The organism is Vibrio sp. S9_S30, from assembly GCF_014694455.1.
Taxonomy (GTDB): domain Bacteria; phylum Pseudomonadota; class Gammaproteobacteria; order Enterobacterales; family Vibrionaceae; genus Vibrio.
The window spans coordinates 1-22,021 of sequence record NZ_JAAUWT010000017.1; the positions used below are offsets into that span (position 1 = coordinate 1).

Annotated in this window: 22 protein-coding genes and 1 pseudogene; 9 read left to right on the top strand and 14 right to left on the bottom strand. The window is 45.1% G+C overall.

Annotated elements, in window-relative coordinates:
• A pseudogene (locus HC752_RS25490) lies at positions 1–114 on the top strand (IS982 family transposase); the annotation flags it as partial.
• Here HC752_RS25490 and HC752_RS18275 read toward each other — a convergent pair.
• The gene (locus tag HC752_RS18275) at positions 85–306 is read right to left on the bottom strand and encodes a hypothetical protein (RefSeq protein ID WP_190336614.1); all 222 of its coding nucleotides are present in this window, start codon (positions 304–306) and stop codon (positions 85–87) included. The pseudogene HC752_RS25490 and the gene HC752_RS18275 sit on opposite strands and share 30 nt — an antisense overlap.
• Positions 307–645: 339 nt before the next feature.
• Between HC752_RS18275 and HC752_RS18280 the strand changes: the two genes are divergently transcribed.
• Positions 646–1,359, top strand: coding sequence for a tRNA1(Val) (adenine(37)-N6)-methyltransferase (locus HC752_RS18280; RefSeq protein ID WP_190336615.1), 714 nt, complete (start codon positions 646–648; stop codon positions 1,357–1,359).
• A 90-nt stretch (positions 1,360–1,449) separates the two neighbouring features.
• Positions 1,450–2,679: an ATP-dependent RNA helicase SrmB gene (gene srmB / locus HC752_RS18285; protein ID WP_190336616.1), complete on the top strand. Its 1,230-nt coding sequence runs from the start codon at positions 1,450–1,452 to the stop codon at positions 2,677–2,679.
• Between the two features lie 70 nt (positions 2,680–2,749).
• On the opposite strand, the gene HC752_RS18290 is transcribed toward srmB, so the two are convergent.
• On the bottom strand, positions 2,750–3,613 hold the full coding sequence (locus HC752_RS18290; RefSeq protein ID WP_190336617.1) for an SIS domain-containing protein: 864 nt from the start codon (positions 3,611–3,613) through the stop codon (positions 2,750–2,752).
• Between the two features lie 431 nt (positions 3,614–4,044).
• Between HC752_RS18290 and HC752_RS18295 the strand changes: the two genes are divergently transcribed.
• Both HC752_RS18295 and HC752_RS18300 read left to right on the top strand, forming a co-directional pair.
• Positions 4,045–4,206 carry a hypothetical protein gene (locus tag HC752_RS18295; RefSeq protein ID WP_190336618.1) on the top strand — a complete coding sequence of 54 codons (162 nt, stop codon included), beginning with the start codon at positions 4,045–4,047 and terminating at the stop codon, positions 4,204–4,206.
• A 115-nt stretch (positions 4,207–4,321) separates the two neighbouring features.
• Positions 4,322–5,263 (top strand): hypothetical protein, encoded by a 942-nt coding sequence (locus tag HC752_RS18300; protein WP_190336619.1) that lies wholly within the window; start codon positions 4,322–4,324, stop codon positions 5,261–5,263.
• A 149-nt stretch (positions 5,264–5,412) separates the two neighbouring features.
• Here HC752_RS18300 and HC752_RS18305 read toward each other — a convergent pair whose 3' ends face one another.
• The 4 genes from HC752_RS18305 to HC752_RS18320 all read right to left on the bottom strand — a co-directional run bounded on the left by HC752_RS18305 (position 5,413) and on the right by HC752_RS18320 (position 9,669).
• Positions 5,413–6,525 carry an ABC transporter ATP-binding protein gene (locus HC752_RS18305; RefSeq protein WP_190336620.1) on the bottom strand — a complete coding sequence of 371 codons (1,113 nt, stop codon included), beginning with the start codon at positions 6,523–6,525 and terminating at the stop codon, positions 5,413–5,415.
• Between the two features lie 2 nt (positions 6,526–6,527).
• The gene (locus HC752_RS18310) at positions 6,528–7,370 is read right to left on the bottom strand and encodes a carbohydrate ABC transporter permease (RefSeq protein WP_190336621.1); all 843 of its coding nucleotides are present in this window, start codon (positions 7,368–7,370) and stop codon (positions 6,528–6,530) included.
• An 8-nt stretch (positions 7,371–7,378) separates the two neighbouring features.
• Entirely contained in the window at positions 7,379–8,311 is a 933-nt protein-coding gene (locus tag HC752_RS18315; protein ID WP_190336622.1) for a carbohydrate ABC transporter permease, read from the bottom strand.
• Positions 8,312–8,454: 143 nt separating this feature from the next.
• On the bottom strand, positions 8,455–9,669 hold the full coding sequence (locus HC752_RS18320) for an ABC transporter substrate-binding protein (protein WP_190336623.1): 1,215 nt from the start codon (positions 9,667–9,669) through the stop codon (positions 8,455–8,457).
• Between the two features lie 233 nt (positions 9,670–9,902).
• On the opposite strand from HC752_RS18320, the gene HC752_RS18325 reads away from it, so the two are divergent.
• Together HC752_RS18325 and HC752_RS18330 are read left to right on the top strand one after the other, a co-directional pair.
• Positions 9,903–10,979, top strand: a complete 1,077-nt coding sequence (locus HC752_RS18325; RefSeq protein WP_190336624.1) for an ROK family transcriptional regulator — start codon at positions 9,903–9,905, stop codon at positions 10,977–10,979.
• A gap of 11 nt (positions 10,980–10,990) precedes the next feature.
• Entirely contained in the window at positions 10,991–12,763 is a 1,773-nt protein-coding gene (locus HC752_RS18330) for a family 20 glycosylhydrolase (RefSeq protein ID WP_190336625.1), read from the top strand.
• Positions 12,764–12,847: 84 nt separating this feature from the next.
• Here the strand turns inward: HC752_RS18330 and yaaA are convergent, their stop codons facing one another.
• On the bottom strand, positions 12,848–13,624 hold the full coding sequence (yaaA, locus tag HC752_RS18335) for a peroxide stress protein YaaA (protein ID WP_190336626.1): 777 nt from the start codon (positions 13,622–13,624) through the stop codon (positions 12,848–12,850).
• Between the two features lie 98 nt (positions 13,625–13,722).
• The gene (locus HC752_RS18340; protein WP_190336627.1) at positions 13,723–15,204 is read right to left on the bottom strand and encodes an amino acid carrier protein; all 1,482 of its coding nucleotides are present in this window, start codon (positions 15,202–15,204) and stop codon (positions 13,723–13,725) included.
• A gap of 712 nt (positions 15,205–15,916) precedes the next feature.
• Between HC752_RS18340 and HC752_RS18345 the strand changes: the two genes are divergently transcribed.
• Positions 15,917–16,102 carry a DUF3545 family protein gene (locus HC752_RS18345; protein WP_190336628.1) on the top strand — a complete coding sequence of 62 codons (186 nt, stop codon included), beginning with the start codon at positions 15,917–15,919 and terminating at the stop codon, positions 16,100–16,102.
• A gap of 104 nt (positions 16,103–16,206) precedes the next feature.
• Here the strand turns inward: HC752_RS18345 and HC752_RS18350 are convergent, their stop codons facing one another.
• The 4 genes from HC752_RS18350 to nfo form a co-directional block, all read right to left on the bottom strand.
• A complete protein-coding gene (locus tag HC752_RS18350; RefSeq protein ID WP_190336629.1) occupies positions 16,207–16,758 on the bottom strand; it encodes a hemerythrin domain-containing protein in 552 nt (183 codons plus the stop codon).
• Between the two features lie 76 nt (positions 16,759–16,834).
• Complete coding sequence (ung, locus tag HC752_RS18355; RefSeq protein ID WP_190336630.1) at positions 16,835–17,512, bottom strand: uracil-DNA glycosylase; 678 nt, start codon at positions 17,510–17,512, stop codon at positions 16,835–16,837.
• A gap of 262 nt (positions 17,513–17,774) precedes the next feature.
• On the bottom strand, positions 17,775–17,981 hold the full coding sequence (locus HC752_RS18360; protein WP_190336631.1) for a hypothetical protein: 207 nt from the start codon (positions 17,979–17,981) through the stop codon (positions 17,775–17,777).
• Between the two features lie 83 nt (positions 17,982–18,064).
• Positions 18,065–18,928: a deoxyribonuclease IV gene (gene nfo, locus HC752_RS18365; protein ID WP_190336632.1), complete on the bottom strand. Its 864-nt coding sequence runs from the start codon at positions 18,926–18,928 to the stop codon at positions 18,065–18,067.
• Between the two features lie 343 nt (positions 18,929–19,271).
• Between nfo and grcA the strand changes: the two genes are divergently transcribed.
• Positions 19,272–19,649: an autonomous glycyl radical cofactor GrcA gene (grcA, locus tag HC752_RS18370; RefSeq protein ID WP_190336633.1), complete on the top strand. Its 378-nt coding sequence runs from the start codon at positions 19,272–19,274 to the stop codon at positions 19,647–19,649.
• A gap of 135 nt (positions 19,650–19,784) precedes the next feature.
• Here the strand turns inward: grcA and thrC are convergent, their stop codons facing one another.
• Together thrC and thrB are read right to left on the bottom strand one after the other, a co-directional pair.
• The gene (gene thrC / locus HC752_RS18375; RefSeq protein ID WP_190336634.1) at positions 19,785–21,068 is read right to left on the bottom strand and encodes a threonine synthase; all 1,284 of its coding nucleotides are present in this window, start codon (positions 21,066–21,068) and stop codon (positions 19,785–19,787) included.
• Positions 21,065–22,021 (bottom strand): homoserine kinase, encoded by a 957-nt coding sequence (gene thrB, locus HC752_RS18380; RefSeq protein WP_190336635.1) that lies wholly within the window; start codon positions 22,019–22,021, stop codon positions 21,065–21,067. Before thrB ends, thrC begins: the two co-directional genes overlap by 4 nt.

Consider the following 22,021-nt stretch of genomic DNA (forward strand, 5'->3'; position numbering starts at 1 on the left):
TTGAATCTATTGGGAGGATTGATAGCCTATTGCCTGAAAGATGAGAAGCCCCACTTAGATCTAACAGCTCAAGAGCTTGAGCTGTTAGAAAGTAATGGCATCACGACGGCTTAACCAGATCTGAGGTTGATTTAGCGTATCCACTCCCCAACGCTTTTCATCCAAATCATGGATAATCACTGCTAAAATCAATACACCCTGGACAAGTTGAGAAATAAAAGACTCCGTAAATACAAAGATATTGATCAACAATATGAGAACAGCCAACCAATGTACTGCTCTCATGCGTAAAAAAAGAGATTTCATATTCATGCCTACAAAAATTTTTAGTTAAAGAAAGTGAGTAACAACTTATTAAGATTAGACGAGATAAACGATCATAGGGAAACAGTATAAAATATGAGATATCAGTGCATTAGATCCATCAGGCTCCGCTATCCCTTCTGATTAAAAAAACACTGATGTTTATGTTTAAGTGGTAAAGGATGATGACTCACCGTTTAGCTTTTAGACGTGCCATCATCGTCTAAAGTCCCTCACCAATATTATTCTTAATATAGTGTGATATCTATCAAAAGAAATGATTATTTATCTGCACTAAACACCGCCATCCATGCTTCAACCCTAGGAATATCAAGATACTGTATGCACATCAAAACCAAAGATTTCCAATTTAAACAATTCTCTATTTCCGGTGGTCACGGCGGCATGCCAGTGAGTACTGACGGTGTCATGCTAGGAGCTTGGGCAACCCTTCCGGAAAGTGGACATTTATTGGATATTGGCACGGGTACGGGTTTGCTCTCATTAATGTGTGCACAACGTTCTGCAATAAGCCTAAACATCACAGCTATCGAACTAGAAGCCAACGCATCCCACACCGCGTTGGGCAACTTCAACCAAAGCCCTTGGCACCACCGATTAACGTTCATCCACGGCGACGTACTCAATCACGCTTTTTCGCATCCGTTTGATGCCATCATCTGTAACCCACCTTATTTCAATAGTGGGCAACAAGCAGGCAATCGCTCTAGGGCAGATGCTCGTCATACCAACACCCTTACTCACGAAAGTTTACTGAACGTGTGCCATGCCTTGCTTACTGATCAGGGTAACGCGAGTTTTATCTTGCCATCGGTTGAGGGTCAGAAATGCATCGATCTTGCTCTGAAATCCGGCTGGTATTTGCATTCTCGCTGCGATATACAAACCACTGAACGCAAAGCCCCCAGCAGAGTGATGTTCAGTTTGGTTAAACAACCTTGTGAGACAGGTATCTCCTCTTTGGTAATCCATCAAAATGGTCAATACAGCTCTGATTTTGTCACGCTAACTCAAGACTTTTACTTAAAGATGTAAAAAACTCATCAGAAAATTCATGTTATCTGTACGGCGATAGGTATATAATTCGCGCCCAATTATTTATTCGCACGCTTGTGGAGACCCACTGTGATCAGAACTTTTGCTGAACTCGATTTAGATCAAAATTTGCTGGAGGCCATTGAAGAGATGGGATATGAACGCCCAACTCAGATTCAGGCTGAAGCCATTCCACAAGCATTAAACGGCCGTGATATTCTCGCTTCTGCCCCTACTGGTACAGGTAAAACAGCGGCATTTGTGATTCCTGCGTTGCAATACCTGCAAGATTTTCCACGTCGTAAAGCCGGTCCTGCACGCATTTTGATTTTAACCCCCACTCGCGAACTGGCGATGCAGGTGGCCGATCACGCAAGAGCACTGGCGAAGAACACCAATTTGAAGATCTTCACCATTACAGGTGGCGTTCAGTACCAAGAACATGCCGACATCCTTTCCACCACACAAGATATTGTGGTTGCGACACCGGGTCGTTTGATGGAGTACATTGAAGCCGAACGTTTTGACTGCCGCGCGATCGAATGGTTGGTATTGGATGAAGCCGATCGTATGCTCGACATGGGGTTTGGTCCAACGGTTGATCGCTTGTCTGCAGAATGCCGCTGGCGTAAACAATCCATGCTGTTTTCCGCTACCCTTGAAGGTCGTGGTGTCGAAGGCTTCACTGCCGATCTACTCAAAGAGCCTGCGGAACTGGATGCTGAACCTTCACGCCGAGAACGCAAAAAAATCACTCAGTGGTATCACCGTGCCGATACCATGGAACACAAATTGGCGCTGCTGAAGCACATCATAACGGAGCAAGCCGAGCGTTCCATTGTCTTCCTAAAAACGCGCGATCGCCTTGCAGAGTTAAGAGCACAATTAGAAAGCGCGCAAATCAACTGCGCTTGGATCCAAGGTGAAATGCCGCAAGATCGCCGCAATAATGCCATTCGCCGCTTCCGTGACGGTGAAGTGAATGTCCTTCTCGCTACCGACGTTGCGGCTCGTGGTATCGATTTACCCGATGTCTCTCACGTGATTAACTTCGATATGCCGCGAACGGCGGATGTCTACCTTCACCGTATTGGTCGTACAGCGCGTGCTGGTAAAAAAGGGAACGCACTTTCCATTGTGGAAGCACACGATCAGCCTATGTTAGATCGCGTTGCTCGCTACACAAAAGAAGACATCAAAGAACGCTTTATCGACGGTTTGAGACCTCAGCATAAAAAGCCAACGTTTAAGAAGAAAAACAAAAAGAAAGCGGCAAAAAAAGCAGAAAAGAAAAAGTCCGGCGTTAAAAAGAAAAAGTAAATGTCATGTTGTTCTTAAAAGAGGTCGCGATGAGCGACCTCTTTTCACATTCAAATAGGTCGAATCATGCTTAATCGCCCAAAGGCTGCCTGTCTCCCCCACCGCGATGCGCATCCAACGCAACTTTCAATCGGCGAAGACGATCGCGAGAACGGCGTTTATGGCTGACGGCTAGCTCCATAGAAAGCACATCCACCAGCGCTAACATGGCATAACGAGAAGCCGACGGCTTATAGATAAAATCCGTTTCTTGGGTCACAATCGGCAGAACAATATCGCAAACACGCGCGAGTGGGCTCCCGCTGCTCGTGATGGCTATTACTTTCACCCCATATTGTTTGGCAATCTCTGCCACCTCAACAATGGCTGGCGTGTACCCTGTTACCGACATCACAACCAAAACATCATGGCGATCAGCGGTCGCGGCAACCATTCGAGCTAACAGCCCATCATTGTATGCTGTCACGGGGTAACCGAGACGAAATAACCGATGTTGAAACTCTTGAGCGGCCATGGTGGAACCGCCTCCCATACCTATTGCTAGTGTCTGGCGAGCTCCGTGTATCCACTCAACACACTGGCGAATATCCTCTTCATTGAGCACTTTCCGATTCATGTCCATGGTGTGCTTAATGGATTCATAAATCCCTTGCATGCCCGTCTGATCAATGGGTTCATCAATAAAACGCTGCCCAACGGCCAAGGACTGTGCCAGCTTCATTTTTAAATCTCGCACATTACGACACTCTACCGCCTTAGCAAACCGTGTAATGGTCGCTTCACTGACTTTTGCCTGCTGCGCCATCTCGGTAATACTGGCGTTCACCGCCGACGATAGGTCATCAGCAATGTAATTGGCGACTTTCTTTTCAGCGTCTCGAAGGCTTGAATAACGTTCGCTGATTTTAGAAAGAATATCGATATCCACAGACACGTAGCGCTCTCACTTTGATTGATTATTCAGGATCGATTGACCCTATAAATGTTATTAGTTAGATATTTTCTAACAGAATTAGATATCCTGCCATACTCCTTCAGCACTCAATGAGCGCTAAATCACTAAATGGCTGACTTGCGCTATTGGAATAATTACGATCAAAAAGTCAACATCACATCTGAAATACAAGCTTGGTCATACTAATGATGCTCAACTTGCTAACTTCATAACTTCAAACAGTTAAACAACAACCATCGAAAACGTTAGAAACTATCATAAGTGCAATGTTTTTATCCGTTATAAACTATCATTGGACCAATGATCCCTCTTCCGATTTAATGGTAATGTATGGTTCACTCATGGGCGTATCCATTGGTGGACGGTTTACCATAGGTATATTGCTGGGATGATTCATATGCATGATTTGCATGAGCATCATTGCTGTCATGGAGAAACGCACGAATGCGCCTAAAATGAGTGATACAGGATCGTGGAAGGGAGTGGCGTCGACCATCAATCTGCTTATCTACAGTAATCTAACGCCTGCGCATATTCCGTTTCCTCCAAAGCCTAATATGTACTCAACCTAATATTGATCGCATTTCTTTTTACTACTACCAATAAATTGCTGTGAAGTCCTCCTCATGTCCTCACAATGGTCGTACATAAACCATTTCATTTAATTCAACGCCGTTGGAGATCATTTTGAACACATTTAAAGCTCTACTTATCACCGCACTGGTCAGCATTAGCTTTTCCAGCCTAGCCACACCAGAACTGACGTTTCTAAGCGCCAAGCAAGCGGCAAAAGAACTCGGAAAAAATGATGCCTTTATGCGCCGTCTGAGCCAGTTTGATATGGAAGCGCGCATGAAAACCGAAGATCACATCATCAAGCCCGAGTTTCGTCGTTTTGTGCGAGAGAATACCCTCGATTGGACTGCGGAAGAGAAAGCCAAGGTGAAAGACGTCTATGCCAATCTGCAAAAGGAATTATCGACCTACCCATTGGATTTACCAAAAGAAATCAAAATGATTTTGACGACGGGAAAAGAAGAAGGCACAGCCGCTTATACTCGTGGTAAAACCATCATGTTGCAGCGCAACAAGTTAGAACTGGGTATCGAATTAAAGCGCATCATGGCTCATGAGATTTTCCATATTTACTCTCGCCTTAATGCCACGAAAAAAGACGAACTATACCAAAGCATCGGATTTAAGCATGTTGGCGAAATTGAATTTCCAGACGAACTAGAAGACAGAAAAATCACCAATCCCGATGCTCCTGTGAACGATTACGCCATTAAAGTTGGGTTGAACAACGAGCAAGTGTGGGCAATGCCAATCTTGTATTCTGTTTCTGACAAATACGATTTAGAAAAAGGCGGCGAGTTCTTCAATTACCTGCAGTTTAAGTTTTTGGTAGTGGCCGATCAGAACGGCGAATGGACCTATGACGATGATGAGCCCGTGATTGTTGATCACACCAATTTAACTGGCTTTTTTGAACAAGTCGGCACCAATACCAACTACATTATCCACCCTGAAGAAATCTTAGCGGATAACTTTGCACTACTGATGCTGCGCTCGCCGGTAGTGAACTCACCGGAAGTGATTGAACGCATGAAGGCGATTTTAAGCCAGTAGTGATTGCGTTATGGCGTAAAAATCCTTCTTAGGAAATGGGAAGCGTCATAGGTACTGTAAAATCAAAGGCACTGTAAAATCAAAGCCGCTGCAAAAAAGCGGCTTTGTTTTTTCGTCACTCAAATCAACCCAAGTGATCTCTGTTCTGGTTATTTAGCCAGTGGCAGTGCTTGCTGGTCGATATCGAAAAGATGGCAATATTGCTCCCTCAACTCGATATTCAGAATCTGCCCGTTATCCAATTTATACGATACCGCTTCTTCGCCATCCAGCATCAAACTGAGTTTTTCAATGTCGCCTGAATAGCAGTGCACGTAAGACACCGCGCCCAAATATTCCGCCACATTAATCGTCATCGGCACAACGCAACGCCCTTCTTCGATAACCTCTTTAACCACTAAGTGCTCAGGACGAATACCCAACGTAATCTGATCACCCGACGTCAAATGCGCCCCATTTCTAGGCAAGGTCAAACGGTACTTATCCGCGATACTGACCGTCGTTTGCGTGTCGCTTGCGTCCAAAACAGTAACCGGAATAAAGTTCATCTTGGGTGAACCAATGAACCCCGCAACAAACTGGTTTTGCGGATGATAGTACAGCTCCAGTGGCGGCCCCACTTGCTCTACGCTGCCATCGCGAAGTACCACAATTTTGTCGGCCAATGTCATCGCTTCAACCTGATCGTGCGTTACATACACCATGCTGGTCGCCAGCGTGCGGTGCAGTTCGGCAATTTGAATCCGCATATCAACCCTTAGCTCAGCGTCTAAGTTCGACAGCGGCTCATCAAACAAAAATAGCTTAGGATTGCGCACAATCGCACGCCCGATCGCTACCCTTTGACGCTGCCCACCGGATAACTCTTTAGGTAGGCGATCAAACAGTTGGTCGAGCTTGAGCATTTTCCCTGCGTGATTCACTTTTTGAGTGATCTCCTCCTTGGGGCGCTTATCGATAGAAAGAGCAAATGACATATTCTCCCGCACCGTCATTTGCGGATAGAGCGCATAGGATTGGAACACCATGGCAATTTCGCGATCCGCTGGTGCTTCATTGGTAACATCCCTGTCATCAATGAATATCTCGCCAGATGTCGGCTCTTCCAACCCTGAAATCATGCGAAGTAGGGTCGATTTTCCACAGCCAGACGGACCAACAAAAGTCACAAATTCTTTGTCATTAATTTCAAGGTCAATGCCTTTAAGAACATCCACTTTGCCATACGATTTCTTGATGTTTTTGAGTACTACATGAGCCATGGTTATTCCTTAATTCCACCTTGAGTCAAACCTTGGATAAAGGCTTTGGATGCCAGCAAAAATGCGATAAGTGTTGGTGCCATCATGATGATCAACCCTGCGAACATCATGTGCCACTGAATGGCAAATTCATTTTGAAACTCTTGTAATCCAAGCGTTAACGGATACAACCCTCTGTCTTGTAAGAATAAGAGAGGGAAGATGTACTCATTCCATGCACTCACAAACGACAGCAACGCAACAGTGGCGATCGCAGGCTTAACCAATGGCAGCACAATGCGCCAGTAGATTTGGAAAGGTAACGCCCCATCCACTCGCGCAGCTTGTTCTATTTCAGGCGACAAATTTTTGAAGAACGTACTGAGTATGAAGACCGCGACGGGCATCATACTGGCGGCCTGAACCAAAATAAGACCAAGCAAAGAGTTTAAAAGATCCAAGCTCTGCACCACCACAAATAAGGGTGCCATCGCCAAACGCAAAGGGATGATAACGCCCAACATAAACAAAATAAAAATCAGCTTATTGCCTTTGAATTGAACTCGCGCCAACACAAACGCCACCATGGTACTGAATGCAACGGCAAGTACGACCGTCCCTAGGCTGATGATCAATGAATTAAAAAAGTAGCTGCTGAAATTCGCTTGATCCCAAGCGCTAAGGTAATTCTCAAAATGCCATTCTTGTGGCAAACCAAACGGTGATCGAATCACCTGCCCCAGATTCCCTTTCACCGAATTGATAAACGCCAAGCCAAAAGGAAGTGCCACAATCAGAGCCCATGTCAGCAATAAGAACTGAACCACCACCTGCTCTAAAGGCTTAAGTTTGAATATACGTTCCATGGCTTTCCCTATCGGTTACGCATGTTTCTGAGGGCCAGATAGATCGTGGCAGGCAAAATCAAAACGGAGATCACCATACCGATGGCCGCAGCCATACCCAGATCGGCCGCCCCGGACCCACCACTGGTTCCAAACGCAGTACGATACTGGAATGTACCCATGATGTCGGTTGAATAGTACGGACCTGCATCCGGTCCCATAAGAATCAAGACATACTCGGCGTTATTAAACACATCGACCATGGTCAAAATAGTAATCAGGACAAACGCAGGCGTCAGAACGGGAAACACAACGTGTCGAATACACTGCCAGCGGCTTGCACCATCCAAGACTGCCGCTTCCAACAAATCGGATCGAACACCAAGGATCGCCGAGAGAATCAACATGATCGAGAAGCCCAACTTCTGCCAAGATTGGAACAACGCGATGGTTGGCAGTGCCGCACTTTCATCTCCCAAAAACATCAAGGGGGTCGAAATCACATCCCAATTCATTAAAAGCTGATTCAGTGGTCCACGCACGTCGACTACAAGCTGACCTAAGAACGCGACAGCAACCGCAGCCAATGGGTATGGCATGAAGAACAGAAGTTTGTAGCCCGATTTCCCTGCCGTGTTCCAACTTAGTAGCAACGCAAATACCGTTCCCAACAACAGAAAAACAGAAATGCAGATAGCGAAAAACAACACGGTTTGGTAAAACGCATTCCAAAGCTGAGCACTCATGTAGTCATCAGTTAAAAGCTTGGTAAAGTTATCCAATCCAACAAACGTGGCAGGACCTATGCCAGGCCAATCAAAAAAGGACAACACTAACGTGCCGAATAGGGGGAAAAGGTTAAATACCCCATACAGCAAGCAACCTGGAATCAACAACAACATGTACTGAATCTTTTCTTTCTGCTTGAAGCTCAATCCTTTAGGGCGGGAAAACTCGGTCATACTGACTCCAGCGGTATATAGGCGACCCGCAGATTCAGGTCGCCGTCTTTCTTATTGCTATTACGTTTTACTGCTATTACGTCTTCTGTTTATCGCCACAGACTGCCTATCACCACAGACTGTTTATCATCACAGAGCAGTAATTACAGATTTTTGGCTTTAAAGCCTTTTTCAATGTCTTCAGACAACCCTTTACTGTCGACTTTACCAGCAAGGAATTTCTGGAACGCTGGACCAACCACTTCTTCATACTGAACGTTGAATGGTCCTTTCCAAGTCAAGTGCGCCTGTGCTTGGTTTAACACAAAGGTCGCCGCTTCAGCCTGGTGTGCACCTTTATACTTGATGCCTGATGCATAAGTAGAAAGCTCACCAACATGGTCTGCAAACAACTGCGCAAACTCTTTGGTTGCGGTATACGCTAACAACTTATCCGCCGCTGCTTTCTTCTCGCTATTGGCATTCACTAAATATGCACCATCCGCAAAAGCATAAACTTTACCACCGGCTCCTGGGACTGGCATAAGACCCAAATTCGCATCTGGATTGGTTTGAGCAATGGTGGATAACGGAGACGTTGACCATAAGCCATCAATAATCATGGCGGAATCCCCTAACGCCACATTCGCACGCATACCATTGTAATCTTGCGCTGCCGCAGATGGGTTAATGTAAGGTTTCCATGTTGCAAACGTGTCCACAACTTTTTGATAGCCACTAGCCGTAAACGGCTCATCACGCGTCGCAATCTTGCCCATGTCATCCCCAGACAACCCAGCTTCAAGACCGGCACTCATCATGGCTAATGCCCAACCAGCACGCCCTGGCACTTCAAGCGGTGTAACGCCAGCCTCCTTCAGGGTTTTCATCACTTGCTCTAGCTCTTCAAGTGATTGAGGCTCTTTGATGTTGTATTTATCAAAAATATCTTTGTTATAGATGATTTGCACAGTCTGAACAGCAAACGGAACACCGTAAACCTTGCCATCGGATCCCATCGCCGCGCCCAATGTGGCCGGAGAAATACCAGACAGATCCACATCCTCCCCAACTGGCTTGATCACATTTGCCTTCGCGTATTGATCGATAAAGGAAGCACCAGGGCGACCTTGGAATAAATCGGGTCCACCATCGCTTTGCAAACCAAGACGAAGGCGAGAGTTGTAGTCCACACCTTTAAAGACTTCGACTTTGATGTCGACATCTTTCATGTTCTTAGAGACCGCTTCCCATAGAGGACGTTCCTGTTTGCGCCATGTCCATATGGTTAAGGTTTCTTCTGCAATTGCAGTAATAGGTAAAGCGACCGTAAATGCCATTAATGCCACCAGTGCCTTAACACCTTTCTTCAACTTCATTGTTTTATCCTTCAGTTAGTTTACACTGGAAACTAACCGTATAATCTAGGCTATTTTTTACACCACACAACGATCATGATCACAAATAAGTAACAAAATTATCGATAAAAAATAAGAAAAGATACATGGATCATACTTTATTTGAATAAATATGCATACTTAGGTTTTGTTCTTGAATAGTCATATCGAAATCGCTATAAAGACAGTATTAATTAGTTTCCAAAATCAACTTAATGATAAAGCCAAGCCAGAACAGTAAGATTATTAACTTATCCAGGGTCATCAAAAGCATCTGGCGTCATAACCGAATTTCACGGGTAGAAGTCGCTGAGCAACTCGGGCTGGATAAATCCACCATTACGAAGATTGTTGGGCTGCTGATGGAAAAGAACCTGATTTCGGAAGTCACCGCGAAACATTCCAATAGCAAAGGTGGACGACCAAAAGTGTCACTTTCCCTCAATGCGGATATCGGTATTTTGGTTGGCATTGAACTGACCGATAATGCCATCAACGTATCGGTAGTAAATGTGGATTGCTTTATTGTCTATCGCACCATCATTCCATTTCAGCCTAAACGGGGAGTCATTTCCGAGTTAGCCCATGTGTTAACGCCAATACTTCGGGAAATTGAACTTAAGTTCCATAAGATCCTTGCGATTGGCATCGGGCTACCTGGCTTAGTGGATCCGGAAAATGGGCGGGTATCGTTATCTAATGCTCTGGAAATCTATCAACCACTGGCATTGGCGGCTCAACTGAATCAGATATTCGCCTATCCGATCTTCATCGATAACGATGCCAATTGCGCTGCGTGGGGAGAAATGATGCAAACTCGCCGAGAGCCCACCACGAATTTTATCTATGTCCTGTTTACGTCTCACCATCGAAATACGGACTCTGAACATTTGGGGATTGGTTTGGGTTTCGTGCTCAACGATAAGCTCTTCTATGGTGATGATTTTTCAGCAGGTCAGTATAAAAGTGAGCTTGTGCATGGCACAGAGTCTGCCGATTTGTCTTTGATCCTCCATGAGTTTGCCTCTTCTCTTGTCGTCATAGGCCGCTTGATGAATATCCATAATGTCATTATCGGCGGCGAAGCCCAACGCTATGGAGCCAATCTTGTGGCCAATATTGATCAGAAACTCGCCAAGACCGACGGCCCTAAAACGTGGGATCCCTGCATTAGCTTTTCCACACTGGGTACTCAAGCTGTCTCGGCTGGAGCGGCTGCCATGGCATGGCAGAAACTTATCACTCACGATATCGCGCTGTTTAGCGTGCTGCCCTCTGATGGTTGTATTTAATTGAGGTCTCTATGGCAAAACGCTGCCCAACATTATTTCCGGAACCAAAGTCGATTCAATTCCCTAACGGCGAACCACTGTTTATTCCCGGTTTAACGCAAGGCATGATCCCTCGCATTCAAGGCGAGCGGATCTTGTCGCCACAAATTGAATATCAATACCAAAGCGATTTCACCGAACAATCTTTCAGTATCGAGATCAGCAAAGGTGGTGTATTAATCAAACATTGCGACGAACAGGGTATTCTGTACGCTCATCACATTATAAGTCAGTTGGTTCATCAATGTGCTTCGTCATTGCCACAACTGATGCTTTTCGATGAACCCGATTTCTTGCAGCGAGGTGTGATTCTGGATGTGAGTCGAGACAAGATCCCGACAATGGACACCTTATTCGAGCTCATCGATTTCTGGTCTTCACTTCGAATCAACCAGCTACAGTTTTATATCGAGCACGCTTTTTCTTACCAACATCACCACAAAGTTTGGCAAGATTACGATCCACTCACCCCCAACCAAATTCGAGCGCTGGATTACTATTGCAAAACCAAAGGCATTGAGCTGATCCCTAATCAAGCGACATTTGGGCACATGGAAAAGTGGCTCTGTCACCCTGAATACACACATTTGGCAGAACAAACTTCAGGCTTTTACGATCAACGTGGCGATTTTCGCCCAGAATCCTTTGGATTAAACCCCGAAAACCCAGATGTTCCGAAATTCATTGCGGAATTATTTGACGAGTTGCTGCCAAACTTTACCAGCAAAACACTGAACATCAACTTTGATGAGACCATGGATTTAGGGGTTGATGGCAGCAAGCAAGCATGCGAAACGTTAGGAAAAGGTCAAGTGTATTTGAACTACCTAACGAAGATCCTAACCATTGCCCGTAAACACGGGATGTACTGCCAAATATTCAGTGACATGCTGTTTCGATACCCAGAAATCCTCCCCCATCTTCCTAAGGAATTAGAGCTGCTCAACTGGGGCTATGAAGAGGATCATCCTTACGATGAAGAGCACGCCAAATTGGCGGAGTTTGGTTATCCGTTTCAGGTGGTTGTTTCTACCAATACCTTTGCATCGGTCGTGGGTCGCTGGCAAGCCGCGAAAATCCACATGCGCCGCGCCGCCATATCCGCCAAAAAATATGGGGGACACGGTTATCAGATATCGGAATGGGGGGACATGGGGCATGCTCAGCAGTTTTCCACATCTTTGCCAGCCTACGTATTTGGCGCTGCCGTCGCATGGGGCGAAGCACAAAACACCGATGTGGATATTCGATATGCGCTCACTACTTTTTTGGGGAAAGAGTATGACGACCTAACCGATACATTATTGCAACTGCAAGACGCGTACTTAGAATCTGGTGTATCCACCCCAAACTGTGCGTTTTATGGTCCTTTTGTGTTTGACCAGAAATCTCGCCGACATATACGCAGAGCAGAACTGAAAGATGAACAACGTATAAGGCAAAGCATCAGCCAATTAGACACCACAGAGAAGCGAGTGAAATCATCCAGTGAGTCGCTGCTGAAACGCGAGCTTCTCTGGACAATCAAAACGATGAAGCTGGCGAGCCAGATCGCCATTGGTTACTGCCAAAATCAATGCAGAGAAGTGGAAGACTTTCCTACGGCACTGAAAAGGCAGTTGGTTCTTCAAGTTGCTGAAATTGAAAGTGAGTATGCCATCTTATGGCAAGAGAAATATCGCCTTGGCGGTTGCAAACAAAGCATGTCACGCCTGCAATACCTGAGGCAATTGCTCTCACGCTAACGCCACCCAAAGCCATCATAACCCAAAAACGCCAGCACTAAAATGTGCCGGCGCTTTACGTTGTCACATTCAAATTAAGTCGGATTAGTGTTGCTCTTCGCGTTTGAACACAAGCTCTGTTGCTGTGGATTCTGCCTCATCAAAAGAGTAACCCGCTGTATCAAACTGGGTTAACGCCTCAATTGAGTCGACTTTATTTTGAATAATATAACGAGCCATCATTCCTCGCGCTTTTTTAGCGAAGAAGCTGATCACTTTGTAATTGCCATTTTTACAATCTTTAAAAATAGGCGTAATGACCGTGCCATCCACATTGTTGAGCTTTACCGCTTTAAAGTATTCATTGGATGCAAGGTTGATCAATACATTGTCACCTTGTTCTTTGAGCGCTTGGTTCACTTCATCTGTGATGATATTGCCCCAAAATTGGTAAAGATTACTGCCACGCTCATTGGCAAGCTTTGTGCCCATTTCTAATCGGTATGGCTGCATCAGATCCAATGGCTTTAGCAAACCATACAAGCCTGACAGCATTCTCAAATGCGATTGCGCATAATCGAATTCGTCATCAGAAAACGTTTCCGCTTCCAGCCCAGTGTACACGTCCCCTTTAAATGCCAAGATAGCTTGCCGTGCATTCTCGACAGTAAACGTTTCGCTCCATTGCTCAAAACGTGCAGCGTTAAGCCCAGCAATTTTATCGCTCACCTTCATCAAGCCAGAAATATCAGCAGGAGTAAGTTTACGGCATTCCTTAATCAACTCAGCACTGTGCTCGACCATTGTGGGCTGGGTAAAGCGCTCTGTCGCTAATGGAGATTCATAGTCCAGTGTTTTTGCAGGTGATACAACGATAAGCATGGCTTTTACTCTGTTAGGCTGTTTTATGTGGTAAGCATATAAAAAAAGCCACGCTAAGTCAGCATGGCTTTTTCAATCGTATTGATTCGTGATGTCGATTAGAACTTAAGACTCTGTTCAGACTTTTGGCTTTGCTCTGACTGAATGTTCTGCTCAGATTGAGTCTTATCCCAAATACCTTCTTCTAGTTGAGATTGCAATTCTGGGTAATCTTTCACATCAAATGTCGGCACCTTGCCCTCTTTAAGCTGCTGATTGTAATCCTTTGCCAGCTTCACCACGATACCGGAAAGAAGCAGAATGGCGACAAGGTTGACAATGGCCATTAAGCCCATTGAAACATCCGCTAAGCCCCAAACGGTCGGCAATGTCGCCAGAGAACCAAACATCACCATACCAAGCACAATGAGGCGGAAAAAAATCAACCCCTTCTTGCGGTTGTGCTCTAAGAAAATCAGGTTCGTTTCTGCGTACGAGTAGTTTGCGATGATCGATGTAAAAGCGAAGAAGAAGATCGCCACCGCGACAAAGACCCCACCCCACTCACCCACTTGTGCACTTAATGCACGTTGAGTCAGTTCAATACCCGTAATTTCCCCGTGCGGAACGTATTCACCAGACATTAAGATAATCGCCACCGTCGCCGAGCAGATCACCATGGTGTCCATAAATACCCCAAGCATTTGTACATAACCTTGGGAAGCGGGGTGCGGTGGGTATGGTGTTGCCGAGGCAGCGGCATTCGGCGCCGAGCCCATACCGGCTTCATTCGAGAACAAACCACGCTTAATGCCTTGAATCATAGCCTGTGCAATCGCATAACCTAACCCACCGGCTGCGGCTTCTTGCAAACCAAACGCGCTTTTGAAAATAATGCTGAATACCGCTGGCACTTTTTCTAAATTGGTTAACATCACAAACATGGCAAGCAAAAGGTATGCAAGCGCCATCACGGGTACGATCAATTCCGCGGTGCGCGCTATCTTTCTCATGCCACCAAAAATAATGAACGCCGAGATAAGAACGAGAGCGATACCCACAAATTTAGGTTCTGTACCGAAAGCCGTTTGCATTGCCCCCGCAATAGAGTTCGCTTGCACAGCGTTGAACACCAAACCAAACGCAATGATCAGAAAAATGGAGAACAAGACGCCCATCCAGCGCATCCCTAACCCTTTCTCCATGTAGTATGCAGGTCCCCCTCGGTAGTTACCATCGGCGTCACGCGTTTTGTACAACTGCGCCAGTGTGCTTTCTGCAAATGACGTTGCCATACCGAGCATAGCAATCACCCACATCCAAAAGATGGCACCAGGTCCACCAGCGGTAAGCGCAACCGCAACCCCTGCCATGTTACCTGTGCCTACACGTGCCGCTAGCGAAGTACAAAGAGCTTGGAAAGAGGAAATACCCGCTGCGTCTGATTTACGGCTGTTCCGAAGAACAGAAAACATGTGACCAAAATGTCTGATCTGAATGAACCCAAGACGCAAGGTAAAGTACATCCCCACGCCAACAAGTAAGTAAACTAGAATCGATCCCCAAAGAAGGTCGTTCATTAAATGAATTAAATCTGCCACGATAGCCTCGCATCGAGTTATGACAACCCCACAGCTTCACGCTGTGATCCCATGTTCACTACAGGATTAGAGGAGCTTGCCCTCTTCGTTGTCGTTTTTGCATTGCACTGACCCTCCGTTATCTCACCGTATCCGGTCAGAGAAATGTCAGAGTGATTATTTCGACCGCGGGGATAATGCAGACCTAAACGGCAAAAATCAATATGCATTGATGTGTACTGATTTGTTATATTTCACTATTTTTGCACGAATCATTAACACAACAAACAACACCAAGCGCACAAACACCAAACAAATAACTTAAAGTTTCTTTACAGAAAAGTGTCTCTACCTTTGATCATTTTTTGTGTGCTACAAATACAGCATAGCCCTTTGCGTAGCGAGCTTTACCGAATTTTTATGAGTGAATGCTCATCCAACCCTTAGCATTCATTTGCAACTTTGAAGAAAATGCCTCTTTGACATTCATCTCAACCCTTTTTAGGTTGGCTTCTTTAACATAATTAAATGTCAGAATTTTTCTTTACCTAACACTGTTTGCTCATTTTTCATTCAAATATTTTCGAGGCAAATTGTGAAATTCCGCAGGATTTCTCATAAAACCTTCATAAAAGAGAAACAAATGAGAAACACATCAAGGTTATTCTGCAAGCAATTATGTTACTTAAGAGGCTCCAATCGGAGTCTTTATAACAAAAAAGAGAGGTCGCATATGGATGGCTTTCAACTCGAAGATATTATGGCTATGAATGACCAGCAGACTCGCTCGACACGTTCGAAACCAGCCAAACGGAAATGGCGTGAGATAGAAGCGATTAAAGATAAGCAGCGCTTGCAACGCGAACTAATGGAAATGGATGTTTGTAACGACTACTACCTAGACGACATAGACTTATAACTAAAGAGGCACCTAACGGTGCCTCTTTTCGTCGTGAAAGGGAACATCAGAAGCTCGAATTTTCGAGCATGCTATTGGTTGTTCTTCAAGCTTGTGAACTGAGGTTAAGTGCTTTCGAACTCGGTTTGCCTGACTCTTGCCGCCAACTGACGATATTGGTCGGCGATTGTATTACCAAAGACGGGGTCTTCATCATCATGAAGCCATTGGTTTTCAACCGTCTGCCAATCTGCCACAGTAAAAGCTTTCGCTATTTTAGGAAGAACATCTCGCTCTTCCATTTCCAAATGCCCTCTCTGACGCGAAATGAATTCTTCTAGCTGTGATGCAAACATGTTCGATGGGATCACTGCGTCATGCAGTATCATGTCTACCGTATTTTGAAACGCTTCTGTCACTTTAGATAAAGCGACATGCTCCTTCTCAAGATCATCGATTTCTTGATGATGTCCATAGTGGCGAGCAAAATGAAGGTAAAGAATATCTTCCTTTGGATGATGCGTTTTCTGAGAGTGAATCGCTAAATAATCAATGATCTCTTTAACTAAGCTATAGTTTATGGTTTTTTCATTTTTTAGCTGATCGAGCTTAGCACTCAAAATCGCCAACAAACGCACCATATAACCATGTTCTCGTCTTATTCTTTCTATAATCATGGCTTCATTCCTCTTTATTATCCTCAGTTTGAGTGTAGGAATATGAGAAGAAGCCTTTTTTGATATTGATTAAAAATTAGTCAATTACAGGTTGCCAATTTATAGGAATGTGACCTTGCTTCTGCAGAATTTGATTGGTTTGTGAAAAGTGACCGCACCCAAAAAAGCCTCGGTGAGCAGAAAGCGGAGACGGATGAGGCGCCGCAAGAACATGATGTTTATTTCTATCAATCATGCGTCCCTTTTTCTGAGCATGAGCCCCCCAAAGCAGAAAGATCACCCCTTCTTTATGTTGGTTAACCGCTTCAATGACCTTGTCGGTAAACGTTTCCCACCCTGTATTGGCGTGGGAATGGGCTTGCCCTTGTTCCACCGTTAACACGGTATTCAGCATCAGAACACCTTGCTGCGCCCAGCTTTTTAAGTACCCGTGTTCAGGAATAATGAAATTGGGGATGTCTTGTGCCAATTCTTTATACATGTTAACGAGTGAAGGCGGCGATTTAATGCCAGGTAAAACCGAGAAACACAAACCATGTGCTTGATTTGGACCGTGATAAGGATCCTGACCAAGCAATACCACTCTCACATCGTGAAACTCAGTGAACCTAAACGCATTAAAAACGTCGCTTTCAGCTGGGTAAATGATTTTCCCGCTGGCACGCTCTTGCCGGACAAATTTCATTGTCTCTGAAAAATAAGCGCTTTTCTTCTCTTCACCAATAACGTCGTGCCAAGTCAGTGACTCGCTCATAGTACCCTCGCATTCATTCCAGTAGAGATTCCCTGACTAAGGGGGTTGTGACTTTAATATCTCGCAAAAGGATACCGAGTTCGTTTTCAGGTAGCTAGAGCCCCAAGTGCGTTCAACGTGATTTTTGCGAAATTTGTCGGATAAGAGAATTTGTCGGAATAGAAAGATTTGTGAAGCAAAAGCATAAAAGCCCTCAAACCTAAGTTTAACTTGGGATCTTTGATGCCAACCCGAGCAAAGAGACGTTCGGATTGGCATTCCCTTATCGCTTAGCCGATCTGCTTTGCTGTGGTGTTCTCCAATGCCCAGTACCACGATGGTATCGGTTAGGCTGAGGCAACGGTTTTGGCGTAGAACTATTTGGTATAGGACTATCTGAAATAGAGCTATCTGACAGAGAACTATTTCGCGTAGCGCTATTTGGCGTAGAGCTATTCGTCGTTGTCCCTACACTGGCTTGACTGTTCATAAGTCACTCCTCACACAAGAGTTATGGATTCTGTTTTCTCATCTCCATCATTCTTATGAAAGATCAGTGCCAACTTGTTTGGTTCAGCGATCCTTTCGCAACGAATTTTGATGGTGCATTCGGAGTGTTTGTATTTCATCTTTCCATATTTCTGGTTCGATGGTCTCTAGAATCAATGGGATACCGTCAAATCGTACATCTTGCGCTATGTATTGAAAACAATCCCAACCAATTTCGCCTTTGCCCAGCGAATGATGCCTATCGACACGGCTAGCAAATTCTACCTTGGAATCATTAAGATGCATCGCACGCAAATAATGCATGCCGACGGTGTTTTCAAATGCTTTAAAGGTCTGTTCGCAAGTTTCAAACGTTCTGAGGTCATAGCCTGCGGCAAAAGCATGGCAAGTATCGATGCAAACGCCAACACGAGATTTATCTTCTACTTGACTAATGATCTCGGCAAGCTGTTCAAATCGCCACCCTAAATTCGTTCCTTGTCCGGCTGTGTTTTCTATTACAGCAATGACATTGGGAACCGCCTGATGAGCAATGTTGATCGACTCTGCGATGAGAGACAAACACGCTTGCTCCGATATCTTCTTTAAGTGGCTACCAGGGTGAAAATTCAGCAATGTCAACCCAAGTTGCTCACAACGTCGCATTTCATCAATAAAGGCAGATCGAGATTTTTCTAACTTCTCTTGCTCTGGCGCCCCAAGATTAATCAGATACGAATCATGAGGAAGAATGCTATCCGCACGAAACCCGTGAATCTCACACTGCGTTTTGAAAGCGGTAATGGTTTCTTCCTCTAAAGGCTTCGCTGCCCATTGCCTTTGGTTTTTTGTAAAAAGAGCAAAAGCATTTGCTCCGATCTCTCGCGCTCGCTGTGGGGCTTTATCTACACCACCAGCAGCAGAAACATGTGCACCAATGTATTTCATAGGCTCTCTTGTAATTGTGGCTGAAAGTCTTTCACTTATGCTACCCAACCATTGGATCAGAGTCATTAACCGTCAACAATGACACTTATATTTGTAGTAAATTTACCACGAAAATAGATATAAAATATTTTTGAATGATTAAAATAAATTGTAAAAACTATGTTTTATAAAGATTAATTGATTTAACTCAAGATAATTACTGGTCAATTTCCAACAAATTATGTTGTTATTTGACGTAAATCAATATTATATTTAAGGTTATTGGCTATATAATAGCTGGCTCGACAAAAAATCGAAATTTACATCAAAATTCATCACCACGTACGTGGACTAGGAGACAGGCATGATCCAAGGTATTCAAATTACTAAAGCAGCAAACGACGATCTACTTAACTCGATTTGGCTATTGGATAACGATAAAAAGGAAGCGCGTTGTGTGGCAGCAAATGCAGGCTACGAAGCCGATCAAGTTATTCCTACATCTGATCTAGGTGAATTCGAAAGCCGTGAAGTGCCTATTGAAGCAGCGCCACGTATCGAAGGTGGTCAGCACCTAAACGTGAACGTTCTTAAGCGTGAAACGCTAGAGGATGCAGTAAACAATCCTGAAAACTACCCTCAGCTAACCATTCGTGTTTCTGGCTACGCAGTACGTTTTAACTCATTAACTCAAGAGCAACAGCGCGACGTGATTGCTCGTACGTTTACAGAGTCCCTATAAGACTATCTATTCAAAAACTATCTGATTCAAAGGCTATTTAAGCCAAGAACCATGTTAGGTTGAATAAATACAAAAACAGCGCTCAATGAGCGCTGTTTTTATGACTGCAAACTAAGAAGACATTTAGCTGCTTGCTTACTTTTGAACTCGACGAAGGACCGCTTTTAACGCGTCAAAGTCGTTATCCAACTCTTCCGACAACAACTCCATCGCAGCGTGCTTCGCAAGTGGCGCAGGAACATCGATATCCGCACCTAGAACGTCATCGACCACTTCTTTGAATTTTGCTGGGTGGGCAGTACACAAGAATAGCCCCGTTTCGCCTTCTTGAAGTTGTTCGTCCAGCACTCGATACGCAATCGCACCGTGTGGCTCGCATAAATAACCTTTGTCATTCAGATCTCGAACTGAATCCGCACTTTGCTCGTCGGTTACCGCGCCTTTGCCTAACGTATCCAAGCCCCAACCTTGTAACTGGCAAAGCTCCTCAATACGTGGCCAGTTGTTTGGCTGGCTTACGTCCATCGCATTTGAAGTGGTTGCGACCGTTGGTTTTGGATCCCATTTTCCTGTTTCTAGGTAACGAGGCACCGTATCGTTCGCATTCGTTGCCGCTATGAAACGCTTGATAGGCAAACCAATTGCTTTCGCCAATAGACCCGCCGTTAAGTTACCAAAGTTACCGCTTGGTACTGAGATAACAAGGTTTTCACGCTCCGCTTTGCTCATTTGAGCTGCGGCTTCAAAGTAATAACAGATCTGAGCCATCAAGCGGCTGATGTTAATGGAGTTAGCCGAGTTCAGACCAATTTCTTCACGTAACGCAGCGTCATCAAACGCGTTTTTCACCAGCGACTGACACGCATCAAAATCGGCGTTGATTGCCACTGTATGGATATTTTTACCCAACGTACAGAACAGCTTTTCTTGCATCGGGCTGATCTTGCCTTTCGGGTAAAGAATCACAACATTGATGTTTTCCATCCCATAGAAAGCATGAGCCACCGCAGCACCCGTGTCGCCTGACGTCGCAGTAAGAATGGTAATCTTGCCGCCATCAGACACTGCAGCCAGTGATTGCGCCATAAAGCGACCACCGAAATCTTTAAATGCCAGTGTTGGCCCGTGAAAAAGCTCCAGAGCATACACACCATCTTTTACTTGCTTAATTGGCGCAGGGAATTGGAATGCAGCGTCAACCAACTGGTTGACTTGCTCCGCGGACAATTCTTCGCCAATAAAAGCAGATAGGATTTTACTACTGCGAGTGACGAAGTCTTCGTCTAATAGCGCATCGATATCTTCAAACTTGGGCAGTTCTGAAGGAAAAAATAAGCCTTGATTACGGCCCAATCCTTGGCGTACGGCTTGGCCAAAGGATACTTGTTCGTCATTTTCTTTGATGTTGTAAAGCTTCATAGCTCACTTCCTGTTACGGTTGATCCCTGCTTGTCTAAACGGCAAACATGAACAAACCCTTCCTCATTTTGTACGTAATTCTGTTCTAACCAACGCGCAACGCGCTCGGCGACCTCTTTTTCTTTGCAGATACTGAACAACGTTGGACCGCTGCCAGAAATTCCGGTAGCTAGGGCACCAGCGGTTGCCGCGTATTTGCGAGCATTGGCAAAGCCTGGTAGCAGTCTCTCACGATATGGTTCTGCGATCACGTCTTTGATCATCTTCGCCGCCAGCTCGGGCTGCCCTGAGTGGCATGCATGGATAAAGCCCCCAAGGTGACGACCATGTGCAATGATGTCCTGACGTCGATATTGAGAAGGCAAAATCTCACGTGCTTCCGCAGTGGATACCTTAATTCCCGGATACGCCATCACCCAATACCATTCATCGAAACACGGCACTTCTTGTGAAATAATACCCAGCTCTTCCAGCATCAATTGCAACCCACCAAGGTAACACGGTGCAACGTTGTCGTAATGAATGCCACCGGAAATTTGTCCTTCCATTTCCCCCATCAACGCCAATAGCTCCATTTCGTTGAGAGGATTTTCATGAAACTGATTTAGCGCATCCAACGCAGCAACGATAGAGCATGCGCTTGAGCCCAGCCCCGATCCGATTGGCATGTTCTTTTCGAGCACCATATGGATCGGTTTTAGCGGTACGTTTTTTTTATCAAGCTCGCGCGCAAACACACGCCAGCAGTCATAAACAATGTTGTCTTTTGGGTTGGTCGGCAGCTTGCTAACAAAATCCCCCGCCGTATCAAGAGTAAACGCCTCAGCGCCTTCTTTCACCAATACACGGTCACCTAAAAGTGTGCCATCGACTGGGGAAACCGCCGCGCCAAGCACATCAAAGCCAACGCTCACATTACCTATAGAGGCAGGAGCATAAACCACTACACTCAT